Below are 13196 nucleotides of genomic sequence, written 5' to 3'. Positions count from 1 at the left end.
TTACCGCGCGTACCGGCGACTGCCCACAGCCAGGTGCGCGCGCCGGCCTAGAGCCAGCGCCACGCCGGCACCGCTGCAGGCGCCGCCTCGCCCAGCGTGAATGCCGCAAGCACCTGCGCCGCCGCGCGTTCGGCATCGGTGGCGGTGCGCGCATGCACGATGGCCAAGGCCGCACCGGCTTCCAGCCTCTGCCCGCGTTCGGCCACTTCGGACAGGCCCACCGCCGGGTCGATGGCCGAACCCGGCAGGCGCCGGCCGCCGCCCAGGTCAACCACGCATTCGCCAAGCGCGCGCACGTCGATGGCTTGCACGACGCCGGCCCCCTGTACCGTGACCACCCGCCGTACCGGCGCCTGCGGCAGCGCGTGCGCGAACACGTCGACCGGCCCGCCCAGTGCCGCCACCATCCGCGCGAAACGTTCCGCCGCCGCGCCGCTGTCCAGCGCCTGGCGCGCGCGCAGCAGCGCCGCGTCCTCGCATTCCGCCAGCCCTGCCATGTGCAGCAGGCGCGCCGCCTGCGCCAGCACCAGCGCCTCCAGCCGCAGGCAGCGCGGGCGGCCCGCCAGCAGGTCCAGCACGCCCCGTACCTCCAGCGCGTTGCCGGCGGTGCGCCCCAGCACCTGCCCCATGTCGCTGAGCATCGCCGCCAGCTGCAGGCCGCTGCCGGCAGCCACTGCCTGCATGCGAGCGGCCAGCGCCCGTGCATCGGCTTCGGCCGGCGTCTGCGCGCCGCTGCCGGTCTTGATGTCCAACACCAACGCCTGCGCGCCGCCGGCGAGCTTCTTCGACAGGATCGAGGCCACGATCAACTCGGGCACGTCGACCGTGGCGGTGACGTCGCGCACCGCGTACAGGCGGCGGTCGGCCGGCACCAGGTCCGCGCTCTGGCCGACGATCGCGCAGCCGACCTCGCGCACCACCCGCGCCAGCCGCGCGGGGTCGGGATTCACGTCATAGCCGGGCAGGCTTTCCAGCTTGTCCAGGGTGCCGCCGGTATGGCCCAGGCCGCGCCCGGAGATCATCGGCACGAAGCCGCCGCAGGCCGCCAGCAGCGGCGCCAGCGCCAGGCTCACGCAGTCGCCGACGCCGCCGGTGGAATGCTTGTCCAGCACCGGGCCGGGCAGGTCGCACCAGTCCAGCCGGCGGCCGGAATCGCGCAGCGCGAAGGTGAAGTCGCGGCATTCGGCGGCATCCAGACCGCGCCATGCCACCGCCATCGCGAACGCGCCGACCTGGCCCTCGCTCCACGCCTCGTCGGCGATGCCCTCGGCCAGCGCCTGCCACTGCGCGGCATCGAGCCTGCGTCCTTCGCGCTTGGCGCGGATCAGCGCAGCGGCGGACCAGGGATTCATGCGGAGCGCGCGCGACGCTGGCCGCGCGGAAAGTGGCGAAGCGACATCGGGATCACCGCAGGCAGCCGAAAACCGGCGCCGCCAGCCTAGGCGCGGCGGCGCGCGCCAGCCTTGATCCAGGACAATCTTCGCCGCTGCTTATTCCACCGTGACCGACTTGGCCAGGTTGCGCGGCTTGTCGACGTCGGTGCCGCGTGCCAGCGCGGTGTGGTAGGCCAGCATCTGCACCGGGATGGCGTGCACGATCGGCGAGAGGATGCCGACGTGGCGCGGCGTGCGGATCACGTGCACGCCTTCGGATTCGCTGAAGCTGCTGTCGGCGTCGGCGAACACGAACATCTCGCCGCCGCGCGCGCGCACTTCCTGGATGTTCGACTTCACCTTCTCCAGCAGCGCGTCGTTGGGCGCGATCACCACCACCGGCATCTGCGTGTCCACCAGCGCCAGCGGGCCGTGCTTGAGCTCGCCGGCCGGGTAGCCCTCGGCGTGGATGTACGAAATTTCCTTGAGCTTGAGCGCGCCTTCCAGCGCGATCGGGTAGTGGGTGCCGCGGCCGAGGAACAGCGCGTGCTGGCGCGGCGCGAAGCTCGAAGCCCAAGCCGCCACCTGCGGCTCCAGGTTGAGTGCGTGCTGCACGCTGCCGGGCAGGTGGCGCAGGGCCTCCAGCAGCTCGCCTTCGCGCGCCTCGTCCAGCTGACCGCGCAGCTTGCCCAGCGTCACCGCCAGCGCGAACAGCGCCACCAGCTGGGTGGTGAAGGCCTTGGTGGAAGCAACGCCAATCTCCGCACCGGCGCGGGTCAGGAACACCAGCCTGCTGGCGCGGGGGATGGCCGACTCCGGCACGTTGCAGATCGACAGGGTCTTGTCCTGCCCCTGCGCCTTGGCGTACTTCAGCGCCTCCATCGTGTCCAGGGTTTCGCCGGACTGGGAGATGGTGACGATGAGCTGCTTCGGGTTGCCCACCACCTTGCGATAGCGGTATTCGCTGGCGATATCCACCGCGCAGGGAATACCGGCCAGCGCCTCGATCCAGTAGCGCGCGGTCAGGCCGGCGTAATAGCTGGTGCCGCAGGCGAGGATCTGCACCGACTCGACATCGGCCAGCACGCTGGCCGCCTCCTTGCCGAACAGGCCCGCGTCGAAGCCACCGGCATCGACGATGCCCTCCACGGTGTCACCGATCGCGCGCGGCTGCTCGTGGATTTCCTTCTGCATGAAGTGGCGGTACGGCCCCAGTTCCAGCGAGGCCAGCGAGACATCGGACACGTGCACCTCGCGGGCGACGGGCGCATCGTCCGCGTCGAACACGTGCACGCCATCAATGGTCAGCTCCGCGGTGTCGCCCTCCTCCAGGAAGATCACCCGCCGCGTGGCCGAAACAATCGCGGAGACGTCCGAGGCGACGAAATTCTCGCCCTCGCCCAGGCCCAACAACAGCGGGCAGCCCATGCGCGCGGCCACCAGCGTGGTCGGATCGCGCTTGTCGATCACCGCCAGCGCGTAGGCGCCGTGCAGCTCCTTCACCGCCGCCTGCAGCGCGGACAAGAGGCTGCCGCCCTGGGCGCGGTGGTGGTGGATCAGGTGGGCGACCACTTCGGTATCGGTCTGCGAGGTGAACTCGTAGCCCAGCGCCTCCAGCCGCTGCCGCTGCGCCTCGTGGTTCTCGATGATGCCGTTGTGCACCAGCGCCAGCTCGCCGTGGCTGATGTGCGGGTGTGCGTTGGATTCGGTGACCCCGCCGTGGGTGGCCCAGCGGGTATGGCCGATGCCGAGGCGGGCATCCAGGCCTTCCGCCAGCGCGGCGGCTTCCATCTCGGCGACGCGGCCGGTACGGCGCACCCGGCGCACGGCCTCCCCGGACAGCACCGCGATGCCGGCCGAGTCGTAACCGCGGTATTCCAATCGCTTCAGGCCCTCCACCAGCAGGGGCACCACGTCACGGTTGGCGATGGCGCCGACGATTCCACACATGCTGGCACTGCTCCGTTGGATGAAACGGGAAGTTTAGTCGCAGCGGGCCGGCCGGTGTCCGCGCGGACGCCGGGAAGTGTCCGTCCGGACAGCGGACGTTGCGATCAACGCGTTACAGATCAACCACTTGCAGTTGGCACGCGGATTGCTGAAGGGACGGCATGGACACCACTTCTGGCGCCGCCCGCATGGACCCGCAACGCCGCATCCGCGACACCTCCGGCCAAGACCAGGTCATGGCCACACCCTTCCGCCCCGGCCGTCGCAGGCGGATCGCCATCGCCGCGACCAGCGCCGCGGTGGTGCTGGCGCTGGGCGGCTGGGTGGCCTCCAGCTGGCTGTCGGGCGACCGCTCGTTCGACGCCTCGCGCCTGCGCATCGCCAGCGTCACCCGCGGCGACCTGGTGCGCGACCTCAGCGCGGAAGGGCGGGTGATCGCGGCCAACAGCCCCACCCTGTACGCGATCGCCGCCGGCACCGTGGCACTGCAGATCGTCGCCGGCGACAAGGTGGCGAAGGGCCAGCCGCTGGCGGTGATCGACAGTCCCGAGCTGCGCAGCAGGCTGGTGCAGGAGGAATCCACCCTCGCCAGCCTGGAGGCCGAAGCCAGCCGCGCCGTGCTGGATGCGCAGATCGCGCGCGCCAACGCGCAGCGCGCACTGGACCAGGCCAGCGTCGACCGCACCGCGGCGATGCGCGACCTGGAGCGCTACCAGCGCGCCTATGAAGGCGGCGCGGTGCCGCAGAACGATCTGGCGCGCGCGCAGGACCTGATGAAGAAGGCCGATATCGGCCTGTCCGCCGCGCGCAAGGACTTCTCGCTGCAGAGCAGCGGCGCCGGGCTGGATGCGCGCAACAAGCAGCTGCAGGCGCAGCGCCAGCGCGCGGTGGTGGAGGAAGCGCGCCGGCAGGTGGATGCACTGACCCTGCGCGCGCCGTTCGATGGCCAGGTCGGCCAGGTGCAGTTGCCGCAGGGCACCCAGGTCACCACCAACGGGCCGGTGCTGAGCGTGGTGGACCTCAGCCGCTTCGAGGTCGAGATCAAGGTGCCGGAAAGCTTCGCCCGCGACCTGGGCATCGGCATGCCGGCGCAGATCAGCGCCAACAACGCGCGCTACGCCGGCGAGATCGCCGCGGTCTCGCCCGAGGTGGTGAACGGCGAGGTCACCGCCCGCGTGCGCTTCGCCAAGGGCAGGCAGCCGCCGGGCCTGCGCCAGAACCAACGGCTGTCGGTGCGGATCGTGATGGACACCCGCCGCAACGTGCTGATGGTGGAGCGCGGACCGTTCCTGGAACAGGACGGCGGCAACCTCGCCTGGGTGGTGGACGGCAGCAGCGCGACGCGCCGCCCGATCCGCACCGGGGCATCCAGCCTGTCCTCCGTGGAAATCGTCTCGGGCCTGAAGGTCGGCGACCGCATCGTCGTCTCCGGCACCGACCAGTTCGGCACCGCCGAACGCGTCCGCATCTCCGGCAACTGACGCCACGCCCAGCCCATACCCCATCGCTCCACTTCGCACTTTCCGACCAGACAACTGCACAAGGAATCATCGCCATGCTCGACATGCGCCAGGTCACCAAGGTCTACCGCACCGAACTCGTCGAGACGCACGCGCTGCGCTCGCTCGACCTGCAGGTCGGCGAGGGCGAGTTCGTCGCCGTCACCGGCCCGTCGGGTTCGGGCAAGACCACCTTCCTCAACATCGCCGGCCTGCTGGAGGAATTCACCGGCGGCGACTACGTGCTCGACGGCGTCGACGTGAAGGGCCTGAACGACAACGCCCGCTCGCGCCTGCGCAACGAAAAGATCGGCTTCATCTTCCAGGGCTTCAACCTGATCCCCGACCTCAACCTGTTCGACAACTGCGACGTGCCCCTGCGCTACCGCGGCATGCCGGCATCCGAGCGCAAGCTGCGCATCGAGGACGCGCTGGGCATGGTGGGGCTTGGTTCGCGCATGAAGCACTACCCGGCGGAACTCTCCGGTGGCCAGCAGCAGCGCGCCGCGATCGCCCGCGCGCTGGCCGGCAGCCCGCGCCTGCTGCTGGCGGACGAACCGACCGGCAACCTGGATTCGCAGATGGCGCGCAGCGTGATGGAGCTGCTGGAGGACATCAACCAGCAGGGCACCACCATCGTGATGGTCACCCATGACCCGGAACTGGCCGCGCGCGCGCAGCGCAACGTCCACATCGTCGACGGCATGGCCTCGGACGTGGTCATGGAGTCCGCCATCGCCCATCCGCCGCACGCCCGCGTCGCCACCGCCTGAGGACACCGCCATGTTCGGCTACTACCTCAACCTCGCCCTGCGCAGCTTCCGCCGCAACCGCGTGCTGACCGCGCTGATGGTGCTGGCGATCGCGCTCGGCATCGGCGCCAGCATGACCACGCTGACCGTCTTCCACGTGCTCTCCGGCGACCCGATCCCGCAGAAGAGCGAGCGCCTGTTCTACGTCCAGCTGGATCCGGAAACGCGCGACGGCTACAAGCCGGGCGACGAGCCGCAGGACCAGCTCACCCGCTTCGATGCCGAGGAACTGCTGCGCCAGAAGAAGGCCAAGCGGCAGGCCATGATGACCGGCGGCGGCGGCGTGGTGGAGCCGGAAGGCAACAAGCTCAAGCCGTTCACGGTTGGCCTGCGCTATACCTCGGCCGACTTCTTCGCGATGTTCGACGTGCCGTTCCTGCGCGGCCGGTCATGGACCGGAGGCGACGACGACGCCCGCGCACGGGTAGCGGTAGTGACCCGCGAACTGGGCGAGAAGCTGTACGGTGGCACCGATCCAATCGGCCGCGAGCTGCGCATCGACGGCCACGCGCTGCGCATCGTCGGCGTGATCGACGACTGGAAGCCGGCGCCGCACTTCTACGACCTCAACACCGGCCGCTACGACAGCGACGAGCAGGCGTTCGTGCCGATCAGCGCCGCGCTGGACCTCAAGCTGGGGCGCAACGGCAGCATCAACTGCTTCGGCCGCAGCATGGTCAACGATCCCACCGCGCAGAACGTGCCGTGCAGCTGGATGCAGTACTGGGTGGAGCTGGAGAGCGCCGGCGACGCTGCCGCGTACAAGCGCTATCTGGACAACTATTCCGAACAGCAGCTCAGCGCCGGCCGCTTCGAGCGTCCGGCCAATACCCGCCTGCGCAACGTGATGGAGTGGCTGGAGTTCCGCCAGGTCGTGCCCGGGGACGTGCGCCTCCAGATGTGGCTGGCGTTCGCCTTCCTGCTGGTCTGCCTGCTCAATACCGTCGGCCTGCTGCTGGCCAAGTTCCTGCGCCGCAGCGGCGAGATCGGCGTACGCCGCGCGCTGGGCGCGTCGCGGATGGAGATCTTCAAGCAGTGCCTGGTCGAAGCCGGCACGGTTGGCGTGGCAGGCGGCGCCCTCGGCCTGGTGCTGGCCCTGCTGGGGCTGTGGGCGGTACGCCAGCGCCCGGCCGAGTACGCGCAGCTGGCCCACCTGGACGGCGGCATGCTCGCGCTGACCTTCGTGCTCGCCATCGGCGCCAGCCTGCTCGCCGGCCTGCTCCCCGCCTGGCGCGCGATGCGCGTGCCGCCGGCGCTGCAGCTGAAATCGCAATGACCCGCGCGACACCGCGCGGCAACTGACATCCCGGAGAATCCCGATGGAAATCCGTCCCATCCTGTCCACCCTGTCGCGCCACAAGACCGCGGCCGCGCTGATCGTGCTGGAGATCGCGTTGACCTGCGCGATCCTGTGCAACGCGCTGTTCCTGGTCGTGCAGCGGCTGGAAACCCTCAACATGCCCAGCGGCATGGACGATGCGCACCTGATCATGGCCCGCGCCACCGGCATCGGCACCCAGGTCGATGGCAACGCCCGCACCCGCGAGGACCTGGCCGCCCTGCGCGCGATCCCCGGCGTGACCGACGTGGTGATCGTCAACCAGACGCCGTTCCGCAACGGCTCGTGGAACACCTCGCTCGGCACCAGCCCCGACCAGGAAGTACCGACCCTCAACGCGGCACAGTACATGGTCAGCGAAGGCACCCTGAAGGCGATGGGCCTGAAGCTGGTCGCCGGCCGCGACTTCCAGGCAGACGAGTTCCGCAACACCACCGAACTGGAAACCGCGACCGACACATCGGCGCTGAAGTCGCCGCTGATCCTCAGCGCCGCGGCCGCGCGCAAGCTGTTCCCCAATGGCAGCCCGCTCGGCAAGACCGTGTACATGGCCGACGTCCCGCTGACCGTGGTGGGCGTGGTCGAGACCCTGCTGCGGCCGGCGCGGATGGGCGGCAACCGCGACTACTCGCTGATCTTCCCGTTCCGCATGCACTTCGCCAACGGCGGCATCTACCTGGTGCGCGTGGCCGATCCGGCGCGGCGCGACGAGATCCTCAAGCAGGTGGACGCCACCTTGGAGAAGGTCGATCCCAACCGCCTGATCCAGCCGTCGATCACGTTCTCCGAGAACCGCCGCGAATTCTTCGCCGACGACCGCGACATGATCGGCCTGCTGCTGATCGTGTGCGGCCTGCTGTTGCTGGTCACAGCGCTGGGCATCGTCGGCCTGGCCAGCTTCTGGGTGCAGCAGCGGACCAAGCAAATCGGCATCCGTCGCGCGCTGGGCGCCAGTCGCGGGCAGATCCTGCGCTACTTCCAGACCGAGAACTTCCTGCTGGCGACGATGGGCATCGTGCTGGGCATGGTGCTGGCGTTCGGCATCAACCAGCTGCTGATCAGCAAGTACGAGTTGCCGCGGCTGCCGCTGTCCTACCTGCCGATTGGCGCGCTGGGCCTGTGGCTGCTGGGCCAGCTGGCGGTGCTCGGCCCGGCCCGGCGCGCCGCGTCGGTGCCGCCGGCAGTGGCCACGCGCTCGGTCTGATCCCGCCACCACTGCCACTACAATCGCACCCATGCCCGTCATCCTGGTCATCGACGACAACCCTTCGGTCGGCACCGCACTGGACGTGCTGTTCTCGTTGCACGACATCCGCACGCTGTGCGCGCAGTCGCCGGAGCAGGGGCTGGACCTGCTAGCGCAAGAGCCGGTGGACCTGGTGATCCAGGACATGAATTTCGTCGCCGACACCACTTCCGGCGACGAAGGCGTGGCGCTGTTCCACCGCATCCGGCAAGCCCATCCTGACCTGCCGGTGATCCTGCTGACCGCATGGACGCACCTGGAAGCGGCCGTCGACCTGATCAAGGCCGGCGCCGCCGACTACCTGGCCAAGCCCTGGGACGACCGCAAGCTGGTGGCCACCGTCAACAACCTGCTCGAACTCGGCGACAACCGCCGCCAGCTGGAGCAAACGCGCGCCGGCGAACGCCGACGACGCACCGTGCTGGAACGCGAGTACGACCTGCGCGGCATCATCTATGCCGACCCCGCCAGCGAGGCCGCGCTGACCCTGGCATGCCAGGTCGCCCGCGCCGACATCCCGGTGCTGATCACCGGCCCGAACGGCGCCGGCAAGGAGCGCTACGCCGAGATCATCCACGCCAACTCGCGGGTGGCGCAGGGGCCGTTCGTCGCCCTCAACTGCGGGGCCCTGCCCGGCGAACTGATCGAAGCCGAGCTGTTCGGCGCCGATGCCGGCGCCTACACCGGCGCCAACAAGCCACGCGAGGGCAAGTTCGAGGCGGCCGATGGCGGCACCCTGTTCCTCGACGAGATCGGCACCCTGCCGCTGGCCGGGCAGGTGAAGCTGCTGCGGGTGCTGGAGACCGGCTGCTTCGCGCGGCTTGGCAGCAACCGCGAGCGCCAGGTGAAGGTGCGCATCATCAGCGCCACCAACGCCGACCTGCCCGCACTGATCGCCGAAGGCAGGTTCCGCGAAGACCTGTTCTACCGCCTCAACGGCATCGAGCTGCGGGTGCCGCCGCTGGCGGCCCGCCCGCGCGACATCCTGCCGTTGGCTCGGCACTTCCTCGGCGCCGGCAAGCACCTGGGTGAAGACGCCGAACGCGCGCTGCAGCGCCATCCCTGGCCCGGCAACGTGCGCGAAGTGCGCAACGTGATGCAGCGGGCGGTGCTGCTGGCCCGCGGCGATACCGTCAGCGCGGCAGACCTCGGCCTGCCGCCCGCGCCCGCGGGCGCATTGCCTGCAGGCGAGGAGCCGGATCGCGCACTGATCGAGGCCGCGCTGGCCCGCAGCGGCGGGGTGCTGGCGCAGGCGGCGGCCGACCTCGGCCTGTCGCGGCAGGCGCTGTACCGCCGGCTGGATCGGCTCGGTATCCCGAGGACTTGATGCGCGTCCTCCGCGTCCTGCCCATCGCAGTCCGCATGATCGCCATCGCGGCGGCGGGCATCGCGGCCACCGCCGCCGCCACCGCGCTGCTGGCGCAGTGGCTGCAGCCGTGGGCCGCGGCGCTGCTGGCGGCGGGCGTCATCGGCGCACTGGTGGGCGCGGTGATTTGGCGCGCGTTGGTGCCGATGCGCGCCCTGTTCCGCGCACTGGCCGGCACCGTGGCCAGCTACCGCGACGGCGACTTCAGCTTCGGCATCACCTGGGACAAGGCCAGCGACCTTGTCGAACTGGTGGACGCCCACAACGCCTTGGGTACCGCCCTGCGCGACCAGCGGCTGGCGCTGGTGCAACGCGAATTGCTGCTCGACACCATGGTCCAGAACACGCCCGTGGCGATGGTGCTGGTGGACCCCGGGCGGCGGATCGTGCTGGGCAACCTGGCCGCACGCCGCTTGCTGGGCAACGGCAAGCGGCTGGAGGGGCGCGACTTCGACAAACTGCTGGACGATGCCGATCCGGCAGTGCGCGATGCGTTCGCGCGCGGCGGCGACGGCATGTTCACCGTCGGCAAGGACGATGACGAGGACATCTACCACCTGTCGCGGCGCCGCTTCCGCCTCAACGGCCGCGTCCACGAACTGGTGCTGCTGCGACAGCTGACCGCCGAGCTGCGCCGGCAGGAAGTGCAGACGTGGAAGAAGGTGATCCGCGTCATCAGCCACGAGCTGAACAACTCACTCGCACCGATCGCCTCGCTGGCGCATTCCGGCGCGGAGTTGCTGCGGCGCGGCCAGTACGAGCGCCTGCCGTCGGCGCTGGCAACCATCGAGGAACGGGCGCGCCACCTGGAAGGCTTCATCCGCGACTACGCGCGTTTCGCCAAACTGCCCTCGCCGCGCCTGGCGCCGGTGGAGTGGCGGCGTTTCGTCGCCCAGCTGCGCACCCAGGTGGAGTTCGTCGCCGACATCCAGCCAGCCGACGGCATCGCCCGCGTCGACGCGGCGCAGCTGGAACAGGCGCTGATCAACCTGCTCAAGAACGCGCACGAATCCGGCACCGGTGCGGGGGACGTGCGGCTGTCGGTGCGGCGCATCGCGGACGGCTGGCGCATCGAGGTGCTGGATCGCGGCAGCGGCATGAACGAGGCGGTGCTGGCCAACGCGCTGCTGCCGTTCTATTCCACCAAGCGCCACGGCACCGGCCTGGGGCTGGCGCTGGCGCGCGAAATCGCGGAGGCCCACGGCGGCCGCATCGCCCTGCTCAACCGCGACGGCGGCGGCCTATGCGTGTCGATGGTGCTGCCGGGTTAAGACGCCGTCGCCGCGCGCCGCCGCCGCATCACAGCGCCGCCTGCACCGCCCAATAGCCAAGCAGCAGCAGGCCGGCCACGATCTGCACTGCCAGCCCCACGCGCAGCATCACCCGCGGTCGTCCCCGCTGCAGGCGCAGCGCGAACCCACCAGCGAGCAACAGCAGGCCATAACCGATGGCCCACGCAAACCAGGCGATGCCAACGCCGATGCAGCCGAAGTTCTCGCAGTACGTCCGCCACAGGCCGATGCCAGACAGCGCAAGCGCAAGCGCGCCAACCGCAGAGGTCACCGCCAACAGGCGCGGGGCCAGTTGCCTCAGGCGTGGTAGCAGCATCGCCACGTCCACTCAGTCCTGCTTCTTCACCGGCCGCCGCCAGCCGTCCACGGTCTCCTGCTTGGGCCGCGCCAGCGTCAGCTTGCCAGCCGGCGCGTCCTTGCCGATCACCGAGCCGGCACCGATGGTCGCGCCTTCGCCGATGGCGACCGGTGCCACCAACGAACTGTTGGAGCCGATGAACGCGTTATCGCCGATCGTGGTGGTGGACTTGTTCACCCCGTCGTAATTGCAGGTGATGGTGCCGGCACCGATATTCACGCCGGCGCCAACTACCGCATCCCCCAGATAGGTCAGGTGGTTGGCCTTGCTGCCACGCCCCAAGCTGGTCTTCTTGGTCTCGACGAAGTTGCCCACGTGCACGCCTTCCGCCAGCACGGTGCCGGGGCGCAACCGCGCGTAGGGGCCGATCTGCGCGCCGCCCTCGCAGATCGCGCCTTCGATATCGCAGTGCGCGGCCACCACCGTGCCGGCGCCGATGCGCGCGTCCTTGATCCGGCAGAACGGGCCGATGCGCACGCCGTCGCCCAGCACCACGTCGCCCTCGAACACCACGTTGGCATCAAGCTCGACGTCCCGGCCCACGCGCACGCTGCCGCGGATGTCGACCCGCGCCGGATCGACGACGCGTGCGCCCTGCAGGCACAGCGCACGCACCTGCCGCAGCTGGAACGCGCGCTCCAGCTGCGCCAGCTGCCAGGAATCATTCGCGCCCTCGGTTTCCAGCGGGTCGTCGACGATGGCGATCTCCGCCGCGGCGTACTCGCGCGCGGCGGCGGCGAACACGTCGGTGAGGTAGTACTCGCCCTGCGCGTTGTCGTTGCGCAGCTCGGCCAGCCAGCGCCGCAGCGCGCCGGCTTCGGCGGCGATCACACCGGTGTTGACCAGATGGATCCGCCGCTGGGCGGCGTCTGCGTCCTTGTGCTCGACGATCGCGGCGACATGGCCTTCGGTGTCGCGCACGATCCGGCCGTAACCGGTCGGATCCGGCGGCTCGGCGGCCAGCACCGCGAGCGAGCGCGGCGCGTCCAGCAGGCGCTGCAGGGTTGCCGGTGTGATCAGCGGGACATCGCCGTACAGGACCAGCACGCGCGCATCGTCCGGAATGCCGGGCATCGCCTGTTGCACGGCATGGCCGGTACCAAGCTGCCGGGACTGTTCGGCCCAGTGCAGGTCGGGCTGATCGGCGAAGGCCGCGCGCACCTGCGCGCCGCCATGCCCGAACACCACGTGGATGCCCGCCGGCGCCAGCTGCCGCGCAGCATCGATCACGTGCGCCAGCATCGCCCTGCCGGCAATCGCCTGCAGTACCTTCGGCAACGCCGATTTCATCCGTTTGCCTTCGCCGGCAGCAAGGATGATGACGTGCAGCGGCGAAGCGGACGGGTTCGGCATGGTGCGGATTCTCCTTTCGGTGACAGCGGCGATTCTAGCGGTCGCAGCCCCGCTTCCGCTGCGTCACAATCATCGACATGAGCCTGCGTCGCCATCTTGGGAGTTATGCCGCGGTCGGCCTGCTGCAATGGCTGGTCGAATACGCGGTCATGCTGGCACTTAGTCAATGGGTGTTGCCGGTCGCCCCGGCCAATGTCGCCGGGCGCATTTCCGGCGCGCTGCTGGGATTCTGGCTGAACGGCAAGTGGACCTTTTCCGGCGATGGTCGTCAGCTTGGCAGGCGCGCCGCGCGGCGGTTCTTGGTCATGTGGGTTGCGTTGACGGTGCTCAATACCGTGGCGGTTGACCTGGTTGACCAGCAAGCGGGTTTGGCGGCCGCGCAATCGTTGAAGCCGCTGTTCGATGTATTGAGCGCGGGTCTTGGCTTTGTGTTGTCGCGGCACTGGGTATACCGGACAACTTGAGAAGTGCCGCTGCACCGGGTGCAATAACCCCGCCCCAATCGCCCCTCGCCGCAAGTCGCGGTTATTGATTCTCGTGCTTGAAGATTTCCGGATGCAAAAAGACAAAACCCCGAACCAAGAGGCTCGGGGTTTTGCGGGATAAAG

Annotated in this window: 11 protein-coding genes; 7 read left to right on the top strand and 4 right to left on the bottom strand. The window is 69.7% G+C overall.

Annotated elements, in window-relative coordinates:
- Positions 1 to 47: 47 nt before the first annotated feature.
- Both G582_RS0112345 and glmS read right to left on the bottom strand, forming a co-directional pair.
- Complete coding sequence (locus G582_RS0112345; RefSeq protein WP_028840095.1) at positions 48 to 1352, bottom strand: thymidine phosphorylase; 1305 nt, start codon at positions 1350 to 1352, stop codon at positions 48 to 50.
- A gap of 138 nt (positions 1353 to 1490) precedes the next feature.
- Positions 1491 to 3323: a glutamine--fructose-6-phosphate transaminase (isomerizing) gene (gene glmS / locus G582_RS0112340; protein ID WP_028840094.1), complete on the bottom strand. Its 1833-nt coding sequence runs from the start codon at positions 3321 to 3323 to the stop codon at positions 1491 to 1493.
- 161 nt (positions 3324 to 3484) lie between these two features.
- On the opposite strand from glmS, the gene G582_RS0112330 reads away from it, so the two are divergent.
- The 6 genes from G582_RS0112330 to G582_RS0112305 all read left to right on the top strand — a co-directional run bounded on the left by G582_RS0112330 (position 3485) and on the right by G582_RS0112305 (position 10856).
- Entirely contained in the window at positions 3485 to 4804 is a 1320-nt protein-coding gene (locus tag G582_RS0112330; protein WP_248642788.1) for an efflux RND transporter periplasmic adaptor subunit, read from the top strand.
- A 74-nt stretch (positions 4805 to 4878) separates the two neighbouring features.
- A complete protein-coding gene (locus tag G582_RS0112325; protein WP_028840092.1) occupies positions 4879 to 5595 on the top strand; it encodes an ABC transporter ATP-binding protein in 717 nt (238 codons plus the stop codon).
- A gap of 10 nt (positions 5596 to 5605) precedes the next feature.
- Positions 5606 to 6910, top strand: a complete 1305-nt coding sequence (locus tag G582_RS0112320) for an ABC transporter permease (RefSeq protein WP_028840091.1) — start codon at positions 5606 to 5608, stop codon at positions 6908 to 6910.
- A gap of 43 nt (positions 6911 to 6953) precedes the next feature.
- Positions 6954 to 8177 (top strand): ABC transporter permease, encoded by a 1224-nt coding sequence (locus G582_RS0112315; protein ID WP_028840090.1) that lies wholly within the window; start codon positions 6954 to 6956, stop codon positions 8175 to 8177.
- A 31-nt stretch (positions 8178 to 8208) separates the two neighbouring features.
- On the top strand, positions 8209 to 9546 hold the full coding sequence (locus G582_RS0112310; RefSeq protein ID WP_028840089.1) for a sigma-54-dependent transcriptional regulator: 1338 nt from the start codon (positions 8209 to 8211) through the stop codon (positions 9544 to 9546).
- Complete coding sequence (locus G582_RS0112305) at positions 9546 to 10856, top strand: sensor histidine kinase (RefSeq protein ID WP_083961207.1); 1311 nt, start codon at positions 9546 to 9548, stop codon at positions 10854 to 10856. The genes G582_RS0112310 and G582_RS0112305 overlap by 1 nt, the downstream gene beginning before the upstream one ends.
- A 28-nt stretch (positions 10857 to 10884) precedes the next feature.
- Here G582_RS0112305 and G582_RS0112300 read toward each other — a convergent pair whose 3' ends face one another.
- A complete protein-coding gene (locus G582_RS0112300) occupies positions 10885 to 11199 on the bottom strand; it encodes a hypothetical protein (protein ID WP_156880499.1) in 315 nt (104 codons plus the stop codon).
- A gap of 6 nt (positions 11200 to 11205) precedes the next feature.
- Positions 11206 to 12588, bottom strand: a complete 1383-nt coding sequence (glmU, locus tag G582_RS0112295; protein ID WP_038054064.1) for a bifunctional UDP-N-acetylglucosamine diphosphorylase/glucosamine-1-phosphate N-acetyltransferase GlmU — start codon at positions 12586 to 12588, stop codon at positions 11206 to 11208.
- Positions 12589 to 12665: 77 nt separating this feature from the next.
- Here glmU and G582_RS16605 point away from each other — a divergent pair, with 77 nt between their 5' ends.
- Positions 12666 to 13052, top strand: coding sequence for a GtrA family protein (locus G582_RS16605; protein ID WP_038054061.1), 387 nt, complete (start codon positions 12666 to 12668; stop codon positions 13050 to 13052).
- Positions 13053 to 13196: the final 144 nt, after the last annotated feature.

The organism is Thermomonas fusca DSM 15424 (assembly GCF_000423885.1).
GTDB classification, from domain to species: domain Bacteria; phylum Pseudomonadota; class Gammaproteobacteria; order Xanthomonadales; family Xanthomonadaceae; genus Thermomonas; species Thermomonas fusca.
This window is presented reverse-complemented; position numbering and strand designations above follow the sequence as displayed.

Coding starts and splice junctions, on each gene's coding strand:
- G582_RS0112345 (WP_028840095.1), bottom strand. CDS start 1,352: ATGAATCCCTGGTCCGCCGCTGCGCTGATCCGCGCCAAGCGCGAAGGA.
- glmS (WP_028840094.1), bottom strand. CDS start 3,323: ATGTGTGGAATCGTCGGCGCCATCGCCAACCGTGACGTGGTGCCCCTG.
- G582_RS0112330 (WP_248642788.1), top strand. CDS start 3,485: ATGGACACCACTTCTGGCGCCGCCCGCATGGACCCGCAACGCCGCATC.
- G582_RS0112325 (WP_028840092.1), top strand. CDS start 4,879: ATGCTCGACATGCGCCAGGTCACCAAGGTCTACCGCACCGAACTCGTC.
- G582_RS0112320 (WP_028840091.1), top strand. CDS start 5,606: ATGTTCGGCTACTACCTCAACCTCGCCCTGCGCAGCTTCCGCCGCAAC.
- G582_RS0112315 (WP_028840090.1), top strand. CDS start 6,954: ATGGAAATCCGTCCCATCCTGTCCACCCTGTCGCGCCACAAGACCGCG.
- G582_RS0112310 (WP_028840089.1), top strand. CDS start 8,209: ATGCCCGTCATCCTGGTCATCGACGACAACCCTTCGGTCGGCACCGCA.
- G582_RS0112305 (WP_083961207.1), top strand. CDS start 9,546: ATGCGCGTCCTCCGCGTCCTGCCCATCGCAGTCCGCATGATCGCCATC.
- glmU (WP_038054064.1), bottom strand. CDS start 12,588: ATGCCGAACCCGTCCGCTTCGCCGCTGCACGTCATCATCCTTGCTGCC.
- G582_RS16605 (WP_038054061.1), top strand. CDS start 12,666: ATGAGCCTGCGTCGCCATCTTGGGAGTTATGCCGCGGTCGGCCTGCTG.